Raw genomic sequence first — 21,104 nt, 5'->3', positions numbered from 1 at the left:
GGCCGTGGGCGTATCGCCGGACTCATGCCGAGCGTCCGCAGCGAGCAGGACGAGCTGCTGGGCGGGGCCGCTCATCCGGGCCGGGTGATGCCAGCGGCCGTCGACGCGGCTGTCATGGATCTGGGCCCGCCCATGGGTCCCCGAACGAAAGGCAGAACCATGACGGAACCCGCCACGGAGGCGCCGGTCCTCGACCTGCTGGCCCGGATGACGGCCGATTCGGTCGAAACCTCCAGCCTCGACCCCGGGACCTTGATGCTCGTCCGCATCGCGGCGCTCGTCGCCGTCGACGCGCCGCCCTTCTCGTACCTGACGAACCTGGCCGCTGCGAGCGATGCAGGACTCGACGTCGACGACGTCCGCGGCGTCCTGTCGGCCATCGCGCCGATCGTCGGGACCACCCGCGTCGTCGCGGCCACGGGCCGGATCGTGGAGGCGCTCGGCGTCGCGCTCGAGGTCGCGGAGAGCGAAGCGGAGATCGAGGAGTAGGTCGGCGGGCGGTAGGCGGAAGGACTGCGCCCGTCCCGTCGGACCCAGCGCCAGACGACGAAACCGCAGGTCAGCGTGGTGCTGACCTGCGGTTTCGGGTGGTGGCCAGGGGCGGGGTCGAACCGCCGACCTTCCGATTTTCAGGTGTCGGCGGTTCCTCGGCTGCGTCCCGATGCGTCGTCATCCCAGTCAGGGCAGGCCGTCGGCGTCCCAGCCAGGGCCGCCTCCGTGTGGTCGTGTTGCTATCAGACGCGCTATCAGCGCGGTGCACGCGCCACATCTACCCGGCACCCTGATAGCGGCCAGCACCGGGACCCCGGTCAGCGGGTCAAGGGTCGAGCTTGCTCGATCGCGAAGCGACGCTTTGCGCCCTTGACGCGCTGGCCGGGGTCCGGACGATTTGGCTGCAGGGTGTCGGCTCCGTCCTCCCCGGTCCAGTACTGCGTGGGCCCGGCGAGGACGGCGCGCCAGCGCCGCCCGCAGCTGGGCCGTGCGCCGGCGCAGCCGGCGCCTTGACGGAGAAAAGACATTTCTCACCGACAGAGTTGCCATCGCGCCTTGACGCGCGTTCCCTCGCTGACTTTATGGGGCCGCGTGGTCAACTAGGGACGCAATGTCGCGGCATTCACCATCTCGAACAGGGCTTTGCCGCGGGCAACATCACCGGAGCCGTGCCGATATGTGTACAGGTCGAGGCCGATAGCCGCCAATAGGCCTGGTCGGCCATGGAAGCCGCTGATGGACCAAGTGACTGGGGCGAACAGCGTCGGATAGACCAGCACTGCGATCGGCGAGTGAAGGGCCGCGGCCGTTGTGAGAGCTTGGAACGAATGTGTTCGAATCTTCTCTGTCGTTGGCCGGGTGTACTTCGCTTCGAAGGTAGCGACGGCGGTTCCGTTCACAGAGAGCAGGCCATCGGGGTCAACGCCTCCCGGTACGTGGAAGCGGACGCCAGCGGGTGTGGCCCCTGTGACCGCCCTCAGTGGGTAAATCCCTGTATGTCCGCCTCCTTGCAGATCAGTCCAACCGCTCAGCGCTCCGATCTCGGCTGCCGCCTTCAATGATCGCTCGAGCAGCGTCTCCAGAAGTGGCCATGGCTCCACGGCGAGCCCGAGGCCGTCGACTGCTCCGTCACGGTGTAGAGGAGCAAGGCGGCGGAGCACTGCACAGGTTGTGGCCCAGGCATGTCCATAGGCGCGCCATTGCGGCGGGATCGGGCGGAGCGCCACACCCGGGTCGACAACGGCGTGCTGCGGCAGACCGGGACGGAGCAGCGTCGCCGTATGCCGCAAGCGTGAGGCCACCCTCGGGTCCGTCGTCCGTCGCGCCAAGAGGTTGGCAACATACGCCATCGCTGCCGTGTAGGAGTTGTCGGCGGTGATCCGGCTTAAGTACTGGGGGAAATGAGCGGGTTGCAGCGCCCTGCTTCTGAGCCAGTTGGTGACATCCAGGCGGCCAGACAGCGCAGCTCGTATCGCGTGCTGGGGCTGGATCAGCGTAAGCGGCCCCTCGCGTTTGACCGCGGTCTCCAACTGTCGGGCGAATAGGGCAGCGAAAGCATCCGGCAGGACTCGAACCGCTCGGGACTCGCCATGCTCGGTCTCGCCGCCGAACTCCACTCGAGTGGGGGGAGACAGAAGGTCCACCAAGGCACCGGCCCAGTCAGCCCCTGGCGCTGTCTTTGGGGTTATGTCTAGGACCAGGTCAGGGGTGACCTGAACAGAACCGACGAGGTTATTGATCCGCGGTTCCGAGTCGCCTGCGAGGAACGGCATCCTTGGCCGCATAGCGGCCTGTAGCTCCCTTATCCGGGCGCGGACCAGGTGCGCCTCCATCAGGGTTAGGCCCGGGATGGGGTCACCTTCGGTGACCAGGACGCGTCGCGTCACTCTGTCGCGCCTTCAACCTCTGCGTCGTCCTGATTGTCGTCTTCCCCAGGTGTGACTGCCGTGCTGTCTGGGTCCGGCGCTGCGGGCGGGGCAGCCCCTGTGGAGGGCTCGAGTAGCGACGATGCCGCCCCCGAAACTGGGACCGCCAGCGGTGGCGATCCCAATGCGGCGGAGGGCTGGACGGAGATGTTGAGAAGGGAGAGAAGGGCGGCCCTCGGGTCCGCATGCTGAGCAAACCGGCTGACCCGCAGGCGTTTAGCCCACCGGGACATTGCCCCGGTCGGTTCCTCCCACTTTGCTGCGGCCGATCCTCCGCTTTCGCCCACGTTGAGCACCGCTGCGAGGGCGTCGTCGTCGTCGGTGAACGTGAGGGAGAGGGTGCCGAGAACGCGGTTGTCGAGCGCCGATGCCAAGGATTTGAGAGCCTCATCGACGTCGTTGCCAGCGACGTGCCAGAAAGCTGACTGTCCGATGAGGAAGTCACGGCCGAGAATGAACTCGATCCGGCTATTGAGCGCCTCGAGGATATCGACTGCCAGTGCGTAAATATGTTCTGGTTTGGTCCAGGTACGTGGGTCGGCTGCTACGTAGCCCCCGCTGCGGTCGGCGCCTAGGTGGACCCCAAGAGCGTTGAGGTCTGGGTCTACGTGAATTATTGCGAACCGCCGTCGGAGCGCTGCATCGATCGGGGCGACGGATCGGTCCGCGGAGTTCATCGCAGCAAGGATTCGCAGCGTGGACGGCATCGTGACGGTCGGGCCAAGGGGACCCGAGGAGGTAGCCGGGCTGAGGTGGTGGAAAGGCGTCTCAACGAAAGCCGAGTCTCGTTTGTCCTTATCTAGCAGCCCCAAGGTGTCGCCAAAGATCGCAGCAGCATTTCCTCGGTTGAATTCGTCCAGCACGATGAGGGCCTCGTGGTCGGGCTGAGACGCGTATTGAGCCAGTTCGAGAAGTGGTCCTACATGCGGCTTCACGATTACATTATTTCCCTGTAGGTCAGGAAGAAGACCCATCACGAAATGTTCATATGAGTATGAGGGGTGGAACAGCAGGGAAGCGTACCGCCGGTGTTGCCCCAGCTGGAAGCCCTGTTGGCCAAATCCTCCGTGCAGCATGTTCGGGTTGAACGTTGCCACCGTGGCGGATGCCCCCGGCCGGTAGAGCGCGGCGACCAGGTCCATAGCGACTGTCTTTCCGGTGCCGGGGGGTCCGACCAAGAGGACGTTCGGGCTGTCTTCGAACGCTTCGAGGATGCGAGTCGCGAGTTCATTCGACATGTACGTTGCTCCTTGGACGAACTCGTAGAACCCACCGGGGCTGGATGACGGTAATTGGGCGATTGCCGCGCGCACTTCCGTTGGGAGGTTGTCCCATGAAGCAAACTCTCGGCCAGGCAACGGGTTCTCGAGGACAAGGCGAGCGTGGAGCACGGCGCCTTCGCCGGCCAAGTGGATGGCTAACAGCCAAGGTTTTTCGCCAGACCTGACGATCGCCTCTCGCTGCGCGTCCGCCTGCGTCTCGCTTGTAAGGTCAGGAACTCCCTGCAACGTAGACAGGGTGTGCTCAGTCGGATGTTGCGTCAACCGCCACGGTGGGGGCGCGCTGTCGGTTTCCCAGCGCAAGTTCATTCGGCCACTCGGGAGGGCGAAGTCTGCTGCCGGCTTCAGTCTTCCGCTTGGATAAGCGCCTCCCGGCCATCGCCATTCCACGGGAGTCTCGCCGCCAGGCGTGGTCCCAAGCGCGCGCGCGCGCGCGCGGGCGAGCTCGTTACGGGGGTGATGAAAATCCTTCGTGTATGACGAAGTTCCGTCGACACGCTTGGGCTTTCGTCCATATGCGACTTTGAAATTGGTGACGCCATCTGCTCGCCAGAAGAATACTGCGTCGACGAGCTGGGACGTCACCGCGCGGGTCCCAAGATGAGCGCTTCCGGCGAGTCCGCCGCTTCAACGTCTCGCCGGTTCTGGGCTGCGACGGATCGCCGGGTTGTGAAGCGGACGACTTCGTTGTCCGGAAACAGGTCGCGGACCTGCGGAGTGTCGCGGTTCGACATGATCCAGTGGACGCCTCGCCCAGTCAGCTGGTGGCAAAGCTCGGCCAACTCACATAGGTCAGGACCCCTGAACCGCTTCTCCGTGTAAAGGTAGAATTTCGACGTGTCCGAGAGCGGGAGATACGGTGGATCGATATACACAAAGTCTCCCGCGCTGGGCTTTTCGAGCGTCACTCGGAAATCATTCGCGTCGATCGTGGCTCCAATCAGGGAATCGGAGAGCCGAAAAAGAGTCTCTTCTTCGATTCCCCTGAAGGGGCGGTCGCCCCATGGCACGTTGAAGACGCCGTGCTTGTTGACTCGCCACAGACCGTTCCATGACGTTTGATTCAAGTAGATGAACCAAGCGGCCTGGCCCACCAGTGTGTCTGGCCGGGCGGTCCGCTGCGAGTAGTAGAACTCTTTGCAGTCCCGTTCCGCATACCAAGTTAGGGCTTCGTTGAGGCCAGCTGGATCCTCCTGCACCCGCTGCCAGGCGTTGACCAGTACCTCGTTGAGGTCGTGTAGATGCGCTGCTCCAAGGAGTCGATCGCGAACAGCGAAGAACATTGCCCCGCCGCCCAAGAAGGGTTCGTGGTAGTCGACGAACTCCGTCGGTACGTGCGGAAGGATGTGCCGCAGGAGTCGCGTCTTGCCTCCAGCCCACTTGAGGAAGGGACGCAGGGGGGGAGCAGTCACGGGAGGGCTAGTGGGGAGGGCGGCCATGGGACAGGACTCTAGAGGTGGCTGGTGACGTCGTCGCGGAGGCGCACTGATCTCTGGTCGTCCTCGCGCGGAGTTTCTCCGATGGCGCTGTTGGTGCCGGGTGGTTCACTGTGACACGTGACCTCCACCGCCTCCCTGACCTGGCCGAACCGCGAGCAGCTCCTTCTTGCCCGTAACGAGACCGACTACGAGTGGGTGGCCCGCACGCCCCATCCACCACAGACCACAGATTGTGGACTCATCGGCGATGACGCGCCCACTGGAACAGTGGTCTGCGGCGATGGGCTCGACGCCATCGAGGCGCTCGTCGAGCGATGCGTCCTCAAGGAGAAATCCATTCGATGTGTCTATATCGATCCCCCTTTCGGAACAGGAAAGCGGTTCGGACATTACAGCGATGTGATGGCAGAGTCCGCTTGGCTCTCCATGATGCGCGACCGGCTGCTCGCCCTTAAACCCTTGCTGTCCGACGAATCCTCCGTGTGGGTGCACTTAGATGAGACAATGTCCCACAAGGCGAGGCTCATCCTAGACGATGTGTTTGGCGCGGGCGCATACATCGCCACGATCGTTTGGCAGAAGCGTCTCACTGTTGAGTCACGTACCGCGATATCGCCTGGGCATGATCCCATCCTTGTGTACGCGCCCGCTGGACAGAGGCAGTGGAAGAAGGTTCGGAATAGAGTTCCTGGTGGCGTGTCCGCGGCTAACCGCGATGGCGATCCACGTGGGCCCTGGCGTGACGCCCCCTTCACCGCGCCTGGATTTAGGGCTGGTCAGCAGTACGTCATCCGAAATCCGGCTGGCGTCGACCTCGTACCACCGCGGGGTCGGTCGTGGTTCGCGACCGAACCTGTCTTCAGGCGCCTGCTAGCCGACGACCGAATCTGGTGGACGAAGCGCGGCGCCGGACAGCCTCGCATGAAGAACTTTGACATTGACTCTCTTCAGGTCCCCGGGACCATCTGGGGTGGCCGTGATGTGGGCACTAATGATGAAGCTAAGAAGCACCTTGCCCTTCTCTTCCCGTCCTCGGACGTTGTCTTTGACACGCCGAAGCCGGAAACCCTGATTCAGCGAATCCTTCATATCGCCACGAACCCCGGAGACCTTGTCGTCGATATCTTTGGGGGTTCGGGTACTACGGCAGCCACAGCACACAAACTTGGTCGACGCTGGGTAACCTCCGAGCGGCTTGTGGCAACAGCAAGCAACGTTCTCATCCCTCGGCTCACGCGCGTGGTTGAGGGCACCGATCCTGGCGGCATCACTGCCGACGTGGCTTGGCGGGGTGGCGGAGCATTCGAAGTGATTCAGGCACGGCCGAGGTTGGGCGCCGTGCCCGATTTGACTATCAACAAGGGCCATGTGATCGAGGAGCTTGCAGGATAAGGGCCCGGGTGACCGGATTTTAGCCATCCACGAAGCATGTGACCGTTCCCGGGACCCGGTGCCGACTAGACCTTGTATGGCCCCACGCTCCCGTGCGTGAGGGGGACCACGATGGTTGTACAGCGTGCATGGTTGTCGTCTGGCGTTGTCTGGTCCGGCAAAGTAATGGCGATGGACCAGTTGGCTGAGGACGGCGCCTCAGGGCAACCGCAACGGGCTATTCGGGTCATGATGAATCCAACAAGGAGGTGCGTGGTGTCCGACCTAAAACTGTTCCGCATAACCCAAGGCTTGGCGACCGAGTTGCAGAGCTCTTCGGTCGCTCTTGAGCGATCACTTCAGCAAACCATCGAGCGCAATATGGAGGTCTTGTTCGGGGTCAGACTTCTTGCGTCCGAGTTCTCGACCGGAATTCGCCACGGCGGACGCATGGATTCACTGGGCATCGATGAGAATGGCAGTCCCGTCATCTTCGAGTACAAGCGGGCGGTCAACGAGAATGTCATCAACCAAGGCCTCTTCTATCTTGACTGGCTCATGGATCACCGGGGCGACTTCAAGGTCTTAGTGCTGGATCGGCTCGGAGCAGAAGGCGCCGAGAGCATCGACTGGCGAAACCCTCGACTCATCTGCGTGGCCAGTGGCTTCACGCGCTACGACGAGTACGCCGTGCAGCAGATGAATCGGAGCATCGACCTAGTCCGATACCGCGATTTCGGTGGCGACTTGCTCGCTCTCGATCTGGTGCACTCGAGCAAGGTGGAAACCACTACGTCGACTGACGCCCCGGATGCCAAGCCGCGAGTAGCCAATGCTGGTAAGCCTCAGGCGTACAAGACGGTCACCGAAGCGTTGGAACAGTCATCTGACCGCGTTAAGGATCTCTATGGACAGTTAGAGGCCTTCGCCACTGCCTTGGGCGATGACGTGAGTCAAAAGACGCTTAAGTACTACGTCGCATATCGTAGGTTAAAGAACTTTCTGTGCGTGGAGGTGCTGGCCCAGCGCGGCGAGCTCGCGCTGTACGTCAAGGTGGACCCGGACACGGTCGACTTAGTCGATGGCTTCACGCGTGATGTGCGGCAGATTGGACACTTCGGCACAGGAGGCCTTGAGATTCGGGTGAACGACTCTGAGGCCCTGGGGAACGCCTTGCCGCTTATCCAACGTTCCTACGAGGAGAGCTAGATGTCTGATGCTCAGCCGATTTTCACGCTCGCGCAGACGCAAAAGCTGTTCCCTGACGAGCAACACTACGAGTCCACAGTGCAGAATTTCGTGGATCAAACTGATTTCACCGAGGAAGACCCAGTCTGGTCCTTCGAGTCCGTGCCCGTCTCTCAAATCGATCAGAGCCAGCTGGTTCCTCCGTCACACAGGGACGAGTTCTCCACCCACAAGATCCACAGCCTGCGTGCGGCCATGCGCGCGCAAGAGGTACTCCCTCCGGTGTACCTCCTTCATAGCTCGCATAACGCGAGCCCGTACTACTTGCTCGAGGGTCTTCATCGCCACAACGCCGCCCACGATGAGCGCATTGGAACGATCGCAGCGTGGCTGGGCCACGTCGACTGTGACTGTCTTGCTTCGTGGGAGGGCCGCTAAGGCGTGGTTCTGCGTCGCACGGCAAGGTTGAACTCGCTCGGGCGGGTGCAAACGTTCGGTGGAGTTTTCTCGGCACCTTAGTCCCGCCTTCGCCGGCCGGAGCGAGGCCGCGGCCGACTTGTGCGGCGGCAACGTCGTGCCGCTCTGCGTGCCCCTCCGACCACTCATCTTGTCTTCAGCGCCCACGCCGTCAACCGAGCTGAATTGGTTCGGCCCCATGGGGCCGCTTGGCGCACGAAGCCCCCTCCCCCCGAGTCGGTGAACAGCCGGTGAGCGGTGGTTCAAGAGTTCGTCAGGCCTCGGCGTGTTCCTTCTTCCCAACCGCGCGGAGCGCGGTGCTCTCAACTGGGCGATATGCCCGATTCCACCCAGAAGGGGACATCATGAGCACCATCTCGACGCTGGCCGCCGCGGCCGGTACGACCGGCCTCCAGGGCTGGATCAAGTCCAACATCATCCCGCTGCTCCTCCTGCTCGTCGCGACCATGCTGTTCGTCCTCGCGCAGCGCGGAGACAACGCCAAGGCCATGCGCGTGGTCGCCGGAGTCGTCATCGCGCTGGCAGTCCTAGGCCTCGCCACGAGTGGCAAGGCGGACAGCATCGGGGCGTGGATGGCCTCGCTCGTCACGGGATGAGCTGACTATGCGTCTACCGGTCGACGACGAGATCTACAACGTCAACTCCGTCTGGCTCGGCCCGCCCAACCGGACCCTGCCCTTCCGAGCCCGATACAGCGCCTACATGGTCGGCGCGGTCGTGTTCGTGCTGCTGCAGATGATCGAGCGCCGACTGGGCATCGGGCTCGGCTTCTTCTCCCTCGCCTACAGCCTCCTCGCGACGGTCGCCCTGACCCGGCTCATCCTGTCGGTGGTCAATCCGGACCGGCCACTCGGAGCCGTCCTTGCCGCGTTCGCGCACGAGGTCTCTGCGCCCCGCGATGACCAGAAGGTCACGGCGCACACAGTCCGCCCGGCTCGAGTGCGTGCTGTCCCCTCGCGCCCGAGCCGGGCCCTACGGAAGGCCGAACGCCGAGCGCGAGCAGAGGCAGCTGCCGTCGACCGGAAGCCCATAACTGAGGGGACGAGCGCATGAGCGGCAAGCGAGGCCTGGCACTGCGCCGGATCTCCGGACACTGCACGGTCACCGGGCAGAAGGTGATGGCCTGGTATCTGCTCGACCCGCAAGGCTGGTCGTTCAGACCGGACGGTGTTCGGGAGCAGCTGATCGTCGACGGGGCCGACGTGCTGTCACAGCTCGCTAAGCGCGAAGTGCACCTGCGCGTCACGACCCGCCCCTACCCGGTCGCGAAATGGGCTCGGGACCACGACGCCAACGCTCCGGCACCGCTCCCTGCCTGGGCCCAGCACCTCACGACGGATCAGCACCGGCTCGCGTCCCTGTCCATGGCCGACAAGGAGGTCTACCTCGGAGTCGAGATCCCGAGCCGAAGCCCGCTACTCAAGGCCCTGGGCTCCATCGGTGACACCTTCAGCGACACGTTCGCCGGAGCGGTCTCGCAACGAGAGGTCACGGCGCTCGAGAAGCAGATCCGCGCCACTGACGAGCTGATGAGCTCGCCCGGCCTCGAAGCGGTGCCAGCGACGCCACGGCAGCTCGAGTGGTTGCTGCACCGCTCCTGCTCTCTCGGGCTGCCGGCCCCGCTGACCTTGGGAGGGGTCGAAGGTGATGCCTGGGACCTCGACGACCTGGGCGAGTTCACCGACCGGGTGAACTGGTTCGCGACCCCCTACGGCCGCACGATCCGCGTCGTGGGTGAGCACGACGACCGACGGATCGAACGACACGTGTGCGTCCTGTCGGTCGGACGCATGACGGATCTCGACATCCCTCCGGGGATCCCTTGGATGCAGCGCACCGACGAGCTGCCCTTTCCGGTCGAGTGGTCCGGCCGCATCCTCGTCGAGGACGCCGCCAAGGTCGGAGCCGCCATGCGTCGCAACATCCAGAAGATCCGCGCGCAGGCCAACCACTACGAGCTCGAGCACCACGAGCCCGCGCCCGGGGCGCTGGAACGTCAGGCCAACCGCGCCCTCGCCGTCGAGGACGAGATCTCGATGGGCCTGTCGGGCTTGTCGACCCGCACCACCGGCTGGTATCGCATCGCTGTCGCGGGAGCAACTGAGGACGAGGCCATCGACCGGGCCAGCCTCGTGCGCAAGCTGTACGCGCCACAGATCACAATCGCCCGCCCGCAGGACCAGTACGTCGTTGCACGCGAGTTCATCCCCGGCGAACGCCTCGGCTCAACGGCATACCGACGCCGTATGCCGGTGACGACCCTCGCCGCCGCCGTCCCTGCCGCGACCGCCACCGTCGGCGACCGCATCGGCATCCACTTGGGCCAGACGTCCGGCACCTCCGCCCGGGTGGTGACGTGGGAACCATGGCTCGCCACCGAGCGCGAGGAGGAGTCCGGTCTCGCGGTCCTTTGCGCGGGCCTCGGCGGCGGCAAGTCGACTGCCGGCGGCAACATCATCTACCGCACGGTCATCCAAGGCGTCCCGTGGACGGTGCTCGACCCGTCCGGCCGTCTCACGGCGCTGACGCAGCTGCCCGAGCTCGCGGCCTACTCACGCGCTGTCGACCTGCTCGACGCCGCGCCCGGGTCGCTGTCCACCTATCGCGTGATCGCGGAACCGGACCGCAAACACTACCCCGACGAGGCGTCATGGCGGGCTGCGATGGAGCAGGCGAAGGACACCAGGCGACTCCTGACGAGCAGTGTCCTGCGCGCGATGCTGCCCAAGCAGCTGCAGGAGCACGTCCTCTCCGAGGTCGCATTGATGCGCGCCGTCGGGTCCGTGCCGGCCAACGTGTGGTCCTCTTGCGACCAGGTCGTCAACGCTCTCGCTGAGCTGGACCGGGGCCCTCACGGTGAGCCCACCGGCGACGCCGACCTAGCGAGGCACGCCGGCTACATGGCCGATTTCCTGCGTGAGGCGGCCAAGACCAGCCATGGCCGCCTGATCTTCCCCGCCGGGCGACCCGCGGGCGAGGGCGGGTTCGAGCCGCTTCTCACGGTGTACTCCCTGCGGGGCTTGGCACTGCCCGACGAGAGCACCCGTGGCGGTGAAGACCTCGACGAGCGGCTGTCGATGTGCGTCATGTACCTCGCCGCCTGGCTCACCCAGCGCGGCATGTACTTCGGCGACGTGCATGCTCGCAAGGGCATCTTCATCGACGAGGCGTGGGCCCTCTCCACCTTCTCCAGCGGGCGCAGGTTCATCGACCGGGCCGCGCGCGACTCGCGCAAGCACAACACGCGCGTCCTCATGGCCTCCCAGAACCCGGCCGACCTGCTCAAGCTCGACCTGGCCAACCTCTGTTCGGCCGCCTTCATCGGTCGCCTCACGGGTGAGGACGCGCAGCGCGATGCCCTGCGGTTCATCCCCGGCATCCGCGACGGCCTCGGCTACGAGCAGATCTTCGGCACCTTGTCCCGGCCCTCGCGTGACGGTCTGCGTGGACCGAGGGAGTTCGTGTTCAGTGACGGGTCCGGCGGGATCGAGCGCATCCGCATGGACCTCTCCGCCCACCCAGAGCTTCTCGAGGCGCTCAACACCACCGCTGCCCCCGACAAGGCCCGCAACCGGGTCGCGCGTGCCAGCACGTCCGTCGACGACTCGGACCTGGACGAGGGCGGGCACGTGGACGAAGCAGACGAGCAGGACGAGAGAGCGAGCGCCTGACATGTCAGCAACGCGCGTACGCCGTATCGTCCTCTCCCTTGTCGTCGCGGCGGTCGGGATGCTGGCCCTTGGTGGCTCGGCGTCCGCAAGCCCCGCCTCACCCGAGGCTGCGTCTGCGCTGCCTGCCGCGCCATGGGACTGCAAGTCGGCACCCACACCATCGCTTCCCGACACCGGGCTGCCGGGCTTCTTCGACCCGGCCCCCACGCCCGCCCCGCCGAAGGGCGATCCGTGGGCTGCCGGCCGGAGGACGACCATCTACGACCAGTACGGCTATGCCGGCCTCGGCTGGAGCACCTACGACACCGGCTGCATGGGTGGCTTGGGCGAGATGGACGCAACGATCGACACGTTCATCGGCAACGCACTCCTGGGTGGAGGAGTGTGGATCAGCTCGGCCACCAACGGAATCCACAACCGCGTCGCCCACCCAGAGCAGTACATGAAGCCGCTCGACAACGTCGTCGCGACCGTGACCACGCGACTGCATGACGCGATCTGGTCCCCGTGGGGCATCGTGTCGTTCCTCGGTGTCGCCGTCCTGTTGCTCTTCTACTCACTGAGCGGACGGCTCTCGTCCGTCATGTCCGGTGCGGTCTGGGCGATCTTCGTCCTTGCGGTGCTGTCTGGCATCTCGCAGTACCCCACCCGCGTCGCGAGTTTCTTCGACCAGGCCATCACGAGCTCGGTGGCCTCCGTCAACGAGAGCGCAGCCGGCCTCACCGGCCCGGGCGCCGGCGACCCCACTCGCGCACAAGGGGCCCTCATTGTCGACGACATCCTTTACCAGTCCTGGCTGCGCGGAGAGTTCGGCGACCCCGACAGCCCAGCAGCCAAGAAGTGGGGACCGCTGCTCTTCCGCGAGTCCACGTTCAGCCGCGCCGAACTCGCCACTGCGCGTTCCACCCCTGACGGCATGGAGAAGATGACCCAGCAGAAGGCCGACGACTGGGTCGCAACAACCCAGGAGATCCAAGACCAGGACCCGCTCGCGTACGCCGCCGTCCAAGGCAAGGCCAAGGGCCGCGCCGGCGCCGGCTTCATGAGCTTCATCGGCGTCACCTTCACGGCGGTGTTCCGGCTCATCGCAGACATCTTCATGTTCGCGGGACTCGTCATGTTGCGCCTCTTGGTGATGTTCTTTCCCGCTGCCGCGGTCTTCGGCGTCATCGCCCCGATGGCCAGCATCGTCAGGCGGATCGGCAACATCGCCGGCGCATCCGTCGTCAACGTCATCGCCTTCGGAGTCGGCTCAGCCATCCACAGCGTTGCGATCGCCGCAATCATCAAGGAGGCCAACGGTGCCGGCATGGGGATCCTGGCCCTGGTGATGTGCCTCGTCGTCTCGCTCGCCGCCTTCATCCTGTTGATGCCGCTCCTGTCGCTGACGAGCATGCTCGGCCAGACCTCGCAGCGAGCCATGCTGCGCAACGTCGGGCGCACGACCCTCGGCTACTTCGTCGGGCGCAAGGCCGTCGATGACGGCAACGAGGACGCTGCCAAGAAGAAGATCGCCACCGGGAAGACCTCCGACGAGGACGACGATGCGCAGAACGGCCGCCACGGTCCGCGCGATGTCGGCCCCGCCCGATACGTGCGGCGGGTCAACCTTCCGCCGGAGTCGATCGGCCGGCGCTTCGACTCAGTCACCGTGACTCAACCCGACGTTCCAGACGCCCAGCGGTATGTGTCCGGTCGAGTCGTGGGTCCGCGTCACGAACTTCCGGGGACGCCGGTGGGCCCGACAGGGCGGCAACGCGAATCCGACCCGGAGGCTGCTGGCTCAGCCAGGGTGTCGACGGTCAGTCGAGTGCAGTCGAGCGGCCTCGACACCCCCACGGCGCGTGCGCCACGCCACAGCCTTCCCACCCGCGGCCTTGAAGGGCAGCTCGTCGATGAGGTGCCCTCTGGGGTCAAGGTGCTGACCCCCATCGAGCGCACGCATGACTCGCACACGGAGGTGACCGGGCAAGGCCTGCGCGTGCGGATGTTCGACGCGAACACGAAGTCGATGGTGACGGTCGAGCCTGGCAAGTCCGAGCGGGGCCGTGGCAATGAGTAGCCGTCTGACTCGACTCATCGCGTGGCCGCTCTGGTCGTGGCGGCACCTGAGCGTCAGCGTTGTTGCGCTGCTCATCGTGCTCGCGCTCTTGGGCCAGGCTGCGAGCTTCTTGGATCCGCGCCCCGCGGCGGCCCCGGCCGCCACCCCGGGCACGTCACCACCACCTACGCAAGTGCCCCACGTCGAGACGAGCAGGGCGACACCGACCACTGTCCGGACTCCTAGGGCGACGCCGAGCGCTTCCACCGGCCCATCTCGCGTGGGGCCATCAACGGACGCCTCATGCCAAGCCGCGGCAGCATCGTTCATGGGTGTCTGGGTCAAGACGAACCTGCCGCCGGCGAGGTGGCTGGACGGGCTTCGCCCCTATGCGGTGCCCAAGCTCATCGACCAGCTGAGTCACACGGATCCGAGCAGCGTCCCGGCAAGCCAGGTCTCACCGAATCCTGTTCAAGTGCTCTCTCGGCCCGGTGCGAGCGGATACCGATTCGCGACTGACGGCGGTCGCGTCGACGTCACGACGCAGAAGTCGGGTGCGGCATGTCTCGTGAGCAGTCTCGAGCCAGCCAACGACGTCCCCGGAGCGCCGACACCGACGTTGACGCCCGCACAGGCAGGCGGCTGACATGGTCGCACCGCTCGTCGTCGCTGGCCGTGCCCTGCTGTGGCGCAGGCTCCGGCGAGCCCTGCTGGTCGTCCTACCCCTCCTCCTGGTCGGCGGCTTGGCGACCGTCCTGATGCTCGCGCTCGTCGGCGGCGCGGGTCAGCAGCAGGAAGGGCCCGCCGGTGGCGGTGGCTGCCCCGGAGCGGCGATCGACAGCGTGGGCACTGTCACGAGCATCGAAGGCCTCACGAAGGAGCAGGCGGCGAATGCTCGCACCATCGTGGCGGTTGGCCGTGACCTGAAGGTCCCCTCCTACGGCTGGGTCATCGCCGTGGCGACCGCGATGCAGGAGTCCAACCTCGTGAACGTGCCCTACGGCGACCGCGACAGCGTGGGCCTCTTCCAGCAGCGGACCGCATGGGGGAGCGCCGCCGACCGGATGGACCCCGCCACGTCCGCACGCATGTTCTACACGGGCGGCCAGCAAGGGCAGCCAGGCCTGCTTGACATCTCGGGCTTTGACCGGATGTCGGTCACCGACGCCGCTCAGGCCGTTCAGCGCAGTGCCTTCCCGGGCGCCTATGCGAAGTGGCAGCCACTCGCGATGCAGGTCGTCGGCGACCCCACCGTCCTCTCCGCAGCCTGCTACGCAAACGCGGCCTTCCTCAGCGACGGCACCGCGGGAGGCAAGGCCGTCACTGCCGCACTGGCCCAGATTGGCGTGCCCTACTCCTGGGGCGGGGGGACACCTCGCGGTCCGAGCGGCGGATTCGGGGTCGGTGCCGGCGTCATCGGCTTCGACTGCTCATCGCTGGTCCAGTACGCCTGGCACCAAGCCGGCATCGCACTGCCACGACTCGCCAGCGCCCAAGCGGCAAGCGTTCAGCGGCTTCCTCCTGACCCCTCTGCATGGCGTGCCGGTGACCTCGTCTTCCTCCACACACCAGGCGACCCACCTGACTACTTCCACCACGTCGCGATGTACGACGGGCAGGGCGGCATCGTGCACGCGCCACGGCCAGGGCTCACGGTCGAGGTCGTCCACGACTTCCTCACGGTGGACTACTACAAGCGTGAGCTCGCCTTCGTGGGTCGAGTGTCCTCGCCCACGGGCGCCGTCCAGGTGGTGGCCAACCGTGGATGAGTTGACTCCCCGTGACGTCGATCGACGCTTCGGCGCCCTCGTCGGCGATTTCGGCTGGGACGACGAGAACGTGGGCAACTCAGCGCCAGGGGCCCCAGCCCTGCTCGTCCGCCGGCTCCGCGACGGGGACAGCATTCCGGTCGCTGCGCGGGCCCGGTTTCTCATGACCACCTACGACAACGGTGAATTGACGGCATACGGCTGGCGCACTGACCTGCGAGTCGCCTCGGGCGACCTGCTCAACCTGCCGGGCCTCAAGGAGCCCGGAATCCGGCTCGTCGAGGAGCGCGAGCACTACCTCAGCGATGGTGATGGCGGTGTGGTGGTCGACATGTCGCGTGTCTGGGTCGAGGAACTCGTCCGAGTCCCGCGAAGTCGTCTCACTCAAGCCGGTTCATGGCTCCGGCCCGTGCTCGAGGACCCGAACGAACCGCGTGTCGAACCATTGAGCCCCGTGCCGGGACGGAAGCACCTCATCGGCTCGCGCCTGGTCAGGGCCCTAGAGGACGGGCGGTTCGACGTCGACCTGCGCGCTGTCTCGGGTCCACTCATGAGTCGCGACGGAACGCTCGCGATCGCTGCGGTCACCGAGGAGCAGTGGTACCGCTGGCACCAGGGCAGCTACACGGACTCGGACCGAAGCGTGGGCCACATCCCCGCGGAGGAGGTCTGGGTCGAGTGATGCATACGGCGTGCGGCACCAGGTCACACGGCGCGGCCAGTCGTGCACTGAGCCTCAAGGTCTATATCGTCGTCCTATTCATCAGTGCATGGAAGGGCGAAATGGCAGAGGTTGGGTTCGAGTTACGGCGGATCCGGGAAGCAGCTGGTATCTCGGGGTCGGCTGTCGCGCGCGACCTCGGATGGTCACAGTCGAAGATCTCGCGCGTCGAGACGGGCCGCTTCGGCGCCAGTCTGAGCGAAGTGGCCGAGCTGCTGGCCTATTACGGCGTCGCAGAGGAGGTCCGGGCCGAGATCCTCGGCTCAGTCGCCCGAAGCAGTGGTCTCGAGGGTGCCTGGGTGGTGAGTGCCGGCGGTGCGCCGCGTCGACAGGCTGCCGTCGAGGCCGTGGAATCCCGGGTCAAGCGGCTCAGGCAGTACCAGACGGCCTGGATCCCGGGTCTGCTCCAGACCGCCTCGTACGCCACGGCGATCTGCGAGGCAGCCGGCCTGAGCGCAGACGTGGTCGTGTCAGCACGACTCGAGCGCCAACGGCTGCTGGCAGAACGCCGCGGCGTTCGATATGAAGCAGTCCTCGACGAGTCCACGCTGCGTCGTTCTCCGCGTGCCACGTCCGCAGACATGGTCGATCAGATGACTCACCTGCTCGACCTGCTCGACACTGGCTACGCCGACCTGCGAGTCCTGAAGCTGGGCGCAGTCGTTCCGACGTTCGCGGTCGGCTCGTTTGTGCTTTATGAGTTCAAGGCGGGATCACCGGTTGTGCTCTGCGAGAACCAGACTGCGGATCTTTACCTGTCCGCAGATCGTGACATCACGGCCTACCTGAAGCTCTTCCGAGGGCTGCACAAGGACGCTCTCGACGCCCCAAGTTCACGCACGGCGATCGAGGACGCGCGGCGCTACTGGGCGTCGTGACGCAAGGAAGGGGATACCGATGAAACCCGATTGGAGCACCGCGGCATGGCGAAAGTCCGTCCACAGCGACACCGGCGCCTGTGTCGAGGTTGCTGAGTCCGCCGGCAGGATCGGTGTGAGGGACTCGAAGGCGCACGGAGGTGGACCGGTCCTCGAGTTTACGGAGGCGGAGTGGCGGGCGTTCGTCGCCGGCGCACGCGATGGTGAGTTCGAGTACGACCTGCTGAAGACGACGGGATGACCACAGCCATGGAGAGCCAGCAGCCGATCGAAGCTTCGCCGGGTCGAGGTCTCAATCGGCTGCTGGCCTCCACTGGCGTCTCCATCGCCGGACAGGGCATGGTGCTCGCGGCGGTGCCGCTCCTCGCTGCCCGTTTGACCACTGATCCCTTCGAGGTCTCCCTGACGGTTGCCGCCTCGTATGCCGCCTGGCTCATCGTGGGCCTTCCTGCGGGAGCGCTCGTGGACCGGTGGCCACGGCGAACCACGATGGTCGTCGCCGATCTGGTCCGCGCCGTCCTCGTCGGCGGCCTGGCAGTCGCGGTCCTCACGGGCGTGGCACAGCTGTGGACGCTCGTTGCATGTGTCTTCCTGCTCGGCGTCGCGGGGTGCTTCTTCGACCCCGCAGCCCAGGCGGCCCTGCCGCTTGTCGTAGGTCGCGACCAGCGACGGCTCGCGACTGCCAATGGGCGCATCTGGTCACTGGACCTGTTGGGTAGGAGCATGATCGGACCGCCGCTCGGAGCGGCGCTCTTCGTGCTCGGAGCGTCGATCCCCTTCTTCGGCAACGCGGTCGCATTTCTGCTCTCAGCCGTACTGCTGATAGGCCTCGGCCGCATGGCGCCGGCTACGACAGTCGCCGATCACCCTCCCGTGCTCCGCTCAGTGCGCGAAGGCCTGAGCTACCTCTCGCGCCAGCGTGAGCTCATGTTGCTGACGATCGGGATGGCCGCCTTCAATTTCGTGTACAACATCGCGTACTCGACGCTCGTGCTCTTCGCTCGCGAACGTCTGCATGTCACGGAGACAGGCTTCGGGTTCCTTTTGGCTGCGTCAGCGGTGGGAGGACTCGTCGCCGCGTATCTCGTGCCCAAGCTTCGTTTTCAGCCGCCCGCCCGGGCGATCTACGGCGCGGGACTGGCTTCGCAAGGCGTCGGATGGCTCCTGGTGCTGGTCGCACCCAATGCGTGGCTCGGCGGAGTGGCGCTGTCCCTGGTTGGCGCAGCTTCGATGTCAGTAACGGTGCTCGGTGGCACGGCCCGCCAGCGGCTGACGCGTGACGAACTGTTGGGTCGCGTCAGTGCAACGACTCGTGTCGCGGGCATCGGCGCAGCTGCTGTCGGGGCGCTCCTCGGGGGTGTTGTTGGCGACGCGTTCGGGCCGACCGGGTCCATCGTCGCTGCTGTAGGCGGAAGCGCGGCGGCTTCGCTCGTCTTCGCCTTGGCGGGGCGAGACCTCGGCCTCAGCGAGACCGCCAAGTAGCGCCGACGCCTCCGAGCCTCGACCTACGCGTGAAGCCCAACGTGGTCTACGACAAGTTGCTTCCGGGCGCTGTCGAATGCGAAGTAGATTCGGCCGCACGCGTATGGCGGGACGCCATCGTTTACCTTGACGTGCGGCGTGCGATCAAGTTGGACCCCTTGCCACTCAAACTTGGCCCACTGCTTGGGCAAGTTGTCATCTTGCAGCGAGACCTTAAGGTCGAAGTTTTCTCGGATCCAGTTGTCCATATGGCCCACCGTCAGGTCCTGCTCGCCATAGATGTCCGCGGCCACCTTGGCGAGCTTTATTAGGCTGTCGCGCATATCTGCCGGTGTTGGGTACTTGTCCGCCTTCTTCCATTGCGCGATTGCATTCGAGGTGAAGACGATCCGCCCCTGAGCGGCGCGTTCGAGGTGGTCCGCGAGCGCTTGAAGCGCGTTGGTCTCGCCAGGGGATGGAGCAGCTGGAACATTGTCGAACGACGGCTCAGGGGCCTCCGCTTGGCCTGCATAGAGGCTGGCAAGGGTCAGCTGCTCGACTTGCGCCTGCAACGTCTCGACCTTGTCCGCCAGCATTTTCGCTCTGTCATCTGCATCTGAGAAGGCCTCCTCGGCCTCCTCTGCCCGACTGGTCGCTTGTTCGAGCTCTTCTCGGAGTGCCGCTATCTGTTCGATAGCGGACCCAGTTCGCTCCGCTGCTGCGTAGCGCGCCGCCGCTGCTTTGGCTAGGTTTGCTCGTTGATCTTGCCGGGCGACTCGGTAGGTAACGTCATCCCCCCTCGTGAGCACCGATAAGGGCGCGATTCGCGACATCAGGTGGGCGCGTAGATCATCCTTCTCCGGGCTGTTCACGAGCCTTGAGTGGATCGGCGTAGGAGGAGCGTTAAGGCCCGGCCACACCAGCAGCCCTCCCTCGTAAGGAACGTCCACGGCGGGAAGAAGCCTGTATAGGGATCGGGTGGCATTCAGGTCAAGAGTCACCACCCGCGCAAGTCCAACGAGGCGACTCGCAGCCCGCCGAGCCGCATGTAGTGCTTCGAGTGTTCGTGTGTGAACCAACATGATCGGAAGCCGGGAAGTGGTCTGCAGCGATTCCGCCAACTCACGGACCTCGCTCGGCGTTCGTAGCTGCAAGTAACGTCCGTCTTGCCGTTGCCCGTTGACCCGTACGACAAGCCGGGGGTCCTCAACCAGTGACGCAACAAAAGCTGGCTGGTGCAACTCCGGGGAACTGGCCGGGCTTAGGTTCATGCCGGGCATCTCGCGCGCCAACGAGATTCGCACATCCACCTCGCCCGCTATGTGCCCGACGGTCACCCGTGTTACGAACTGCTCACCTGTCTTGACGGACGAGTCGACTCGCTCCAAGCGCGTGGCGCGCGCTCGATCTCCACCAACGGTCGTCCAAGCAGCCGTTCGTGCATTGTCCCTCGCCGGCGAGAGCACTCGGTCGCCATCGGTGTGGAAATCCTCCGCGGTCATCGGGGGGTCTGCCAAACCTCCGACCCAGCGGCCAAGAACTTCCAAACACAGGTCCATGACCGTTGAGTGGTCGACGGAGTCGTCCACGGCTGAAACCGCCAAGGTCGTCACGTAGAGAACCTGCACGGATTGCCCCCCAGAAGTCGTTGCCCAGACGGGTTCAGGTCTAGGCAGATGCGCCACAGAGTACGACAAGCGCTTCCGCGGCCGCGGCGTTGAGAGAGCACGGGTTGCCGCCCGATGTGCGCGCCGTAGCCCACTCGACGTAGCCCCGGGCTGATCAATTTCGACGAGGGTCCAGATTCGGCGAGTCGGGATTGCCCGAAATCATGCACCTGTGCATAGCATGGACTCATGCAGTGGTGCATAAGGCATCGTTGCCAGTCCGAGGAGATCGAGATGACAGTCGCACGCAAGCTAAAGCTCGGCCACGACGAGGTGTTCCCACATGGCGCGTACATCGTGTCCGAGGTGACTCCGGTCGTCGACTACGACCGTTCCACCCGCGAGAACAAGGTGCAGCAGGTCGACGTCGACACGGGCCTCCCCATGTGGACGATCGATGTCATCGACGCCGACCCGGAGGCGAAGAAGAAGGACCGCACCGTGTCGGTCAAGATCCTGGCGAAGGTTCAGCCGGTTCCGCCGGCCAACGACGGGACGTCGCCGTTCACGAGCGTCGTGTTCGAGAACCTGACTGCGACCCTTTGGGTCGACTCGTCGAAGTGTCGGCCGCCGGAGGAGGGCCGGTCCCACCGCTGCGGGGCTCAGGCCGCATGGTCCATGCGAGCCGACGGCATGTCCGCTCCTGGCAAGTCGGCATCGAGCAAGCCGACAGACGGCCACGCGTCGCACGCGCCCAGCTCGCCGAACAAGGCCGCGTAGGGCG

18 protein-coding genes are annotated in these 21,104 nt (G+C 65.2%); 14 read left to right on the top strand and 4 right to left on the bottom strand.

The features are described from left to right. The first annotated feature begins 24 nt into the window (after positions 1-24). Entirely contained in the window at positions 25-489 is a 465-nt protein-coding gene (locus RY076_RS20300) for a hypothetical protein (protein WP_323101203.1), read from the top strand. Positions 490-1,091: 602 nt separating this feature from the next. Here RY076_RS20300 and RY076_RS23685 read toward each other — a convergent pair. The 3 genes from RY076_RS23685 to RY076_RS20290 form a co-directional block, all read right to left on the bottom strand. Beyond that, positions 1,092-2,264 (bottom strand): 5-methylcytosine restriction system specificity protein McrC, encoded by a 1,173-nt coding sequence (locus RY076_RS23685; RefSeq protein ID WP_413785805.1) that lies wholly within the window; start codon positions 2,262-2,264, stop codon positions 1,092-1,094. Between the two features lie 110 nt (positions 2,265-2,374). After that, the gene (locus tag RY076_RS20295) at positions 2,375-3,655 is read right to left on the bottom strand and encodes an McrB family protein (protein WP_323101201.1); all 1,281 of its coding nucleotides are present in this window, start codon (positions 3,653-3,655) and stop codon (positions 2,375-2,377) included. Positions 3,656-4,278: 623 nt separating this feature from the next. Further along, positions 4,279-5,136 (bottom strand): DNA adenine methylase, encoded by an 858-nt coding sequence (locus tag RY076_RS20290; RefSeq protein ID WP_323101200.1) that lies wholly within the window; start codon positions 5,134-5,136, stop codon positions 4,279-4,281. Positions 5,137-5,253: 117 nt separating this feature from the next. Here RY076_RS20290 and RY076_RS20285 point away from each other — a divergent pair, with 117 nt between their 5' ends. From RY076_RS20285 to RY076_RS20230, 12 genes are all read left to right on the top strand, one after another. Beyond that, on the top strand, positions 5,254-6,528 hold the full coding sequence (locus tag RY076_RS20285) for a site-specific DNA-methyltransferase (protein ID WP_323101198.1): 1,275 nt from the start codon (positions 5,254-5,256) through the stop codon (positions 6,526-6,528). A 171-nt stretch (positions 6,529-6,699) separates the two neighbouring features. Continuing rightward, positions 6,700-7,716, top strand: a complete 1,017-nt coding sequence (locus RY076_RS20280) for a DUF5655 domain-containing protein (RefSeq protein ID WP_323101197.1) — start codon at positions 6,700-6,702, stop codon at positions 7,714-7,716. Continuing rightward, positions 7,717-8,133 carry a ParB N-terminal domain-containing protein gene (locus tag RY076_RS20275; RefSeq protein ID WP_323101195.1) on the top strand — a complete coding sequence of 139 codons (417 nt, stop codon included), beginning with the start codon at positions 7,717-7,719 and terminating at the stop codon, positions 8,131-8,133. It begins immediately after the preceding gene. 383 nt (positions 8,134-8,516) lie between these two features. After that, positions 8,517-8,768: a hypothetical protein gene (locus tag RY076_RS20270; RefSeq protein WP_323101193.1), complete on the top strand. Its 252-nt coding sequence runs from the start codon at positions 8,517-8,519 to the stop codon at positions 8,766-8,768. 7 nt (positions 8,769-8,775) lie between these two features. Next, the gene (locus tag RY076_RS20265) at positions 8,776-9,225 is read left to right on the top strand and encodes a hypothetical protein (protein ID WP_323101191.1); all 450 of its coding nucleotides are present in this window, start codon (positions 8,776-8,778) and stop codon (positions 9,223-9,225) included. After that, positions 9,222-11,843, top strand: a complete 2,622-nt coding sequence (locus RY076_RS20260; RefSeq protein WP_323101189.1) for an ATP-binding protein — start codon at positions 9,222-9,224, stop codon at positions 11,841-11,843. Before RY076_RS20265 ends, RY076_RS20260 begins: the two co-directional genes overlap by 4 nt. A 1-nt stretch (position 11,844) precedes the next feature. Further along, positions 11,845-13,905, top strand: a complete 2,061-nt coding sequence (locus RY076_RS20255) for a hypothetical protein (protein ID WP_323101188.1) — start codon at positions 11,845-11,847, stop codon at positions 13,903-13,905. A 626-nt stretch (positions 13,906-14,531) separates the two neighbouring features. Further along, positions 14,532-15,653 carry a C40 family peptidase gene (locus RY076_RS20250; protein WP_323101187.1) on the top strand — a complete coding sequence of 374 codons (1,122 nt, stop codon included), beginning with the start codon at positions 14,532-14,534 and terminating at the stop codon, positions 15,651-15,653. Next, the gene (locus tag RY076_RS20245; protein ID WP_323101185.1) at positions 15,646-16,335 is read left to right on the top strand and encodes a hypothetical protein; all 690 of its coding nucleotides are present in this window, start codon (positions 15,646-15,648) and stop codon (positions 16,333-16,335) included. The genes RY076_RS20250 and RY076_RS20245 overlap by 8 nt, the downstream gene beginning before the upstream one ends. Continuing rightward, positions 16,335-17,252 carry a helix-turn-helix domain-containing protein gene (locus RY076_RS20240; RefSeq protein WP_323101184.1) on the top strand — a complete coding sequence of 306 codons (918 nt, stop codon included), beginning with the start codon at positions 16,335-16,337 and terminating at the stop codon, positions 17,250-17,252. The genes RY076_RS20245 and RY076_RS20240 overlap by 1 nt, the downstream gene beginning before the upstream one ends. Positions 17,253-17,271: 19 nt before the next feature. Beyond that, on the top strand, positions 17,272-17,493 hold the full coding sequence (locus RY076_RS20235) for a DUF397 domain-containing protein (protein ID WP_323101183.1): 222 nt from the start codon (positions 17,272-17,274) through the stop codon (positions 17,491-17,493). Continuing rightward, entirely contained in the window at positions 17,490-18,734 is a 1,245-nt protein-coding gene (locus tag RY076_RS20230; RefSeq protein WP_323101182.1) for an MFS transporter, read from the top strand. Before RY076_RS20235 ends, RY076_RS20230 begins: the two co-directional genes overlap by 4 nt. Positions 18,735-18,757: 23 nt before the next feature. Here the strand turns inward: RY076_RS20230 and RY076_RS20225 are convergent, their stop codons facing one another. Beyond that, the gene (locus RY076_RS20225; RefSeq protein ID WP_323101181.1) at positions 18,758-19,585 is read right to left on the bottom strand and encodes a hypothetical protein; all 828 of its coding nucleotides are present in this window, start codon (positions 19,583-19,585) and stop codon (positions 18,758-18,760) included. A 1,029-nt stretch (positions 19,586-20,614) separates the two neighbouring features. Here RY076_RS20225 and RY076_RS20220 point away from each other — a divergent pair. After that, on the top strand, positions 20,615-21,100 hold the full coding sequence (locus RY076_RS20220) for a plasmid replication, integration and excision activator (RefSeq protein ID WP_323101180.1): 486 nt from the start codon (positions 20,615-20,617) through the stop codon (positions 21,098-21,100). Positions 21,101-21,104 lie beyond the last annotated feature (4 nt).

This window comes from Intrasporangium zincisolvens, from assembly GCF_034724055.1.
Classification (GTDB): domain Bacteria; phylum Actinomycetota; class Actinomycetes; order Actinomycetales; family Dermatophilaceae; genus Monashia; species Monashia zincisolvens.
The sequence above is the reverse complement of the archived record's forward strand: the minus strand, read 5'-3'. Positions and strand labels throughout refer to the sequence as shown.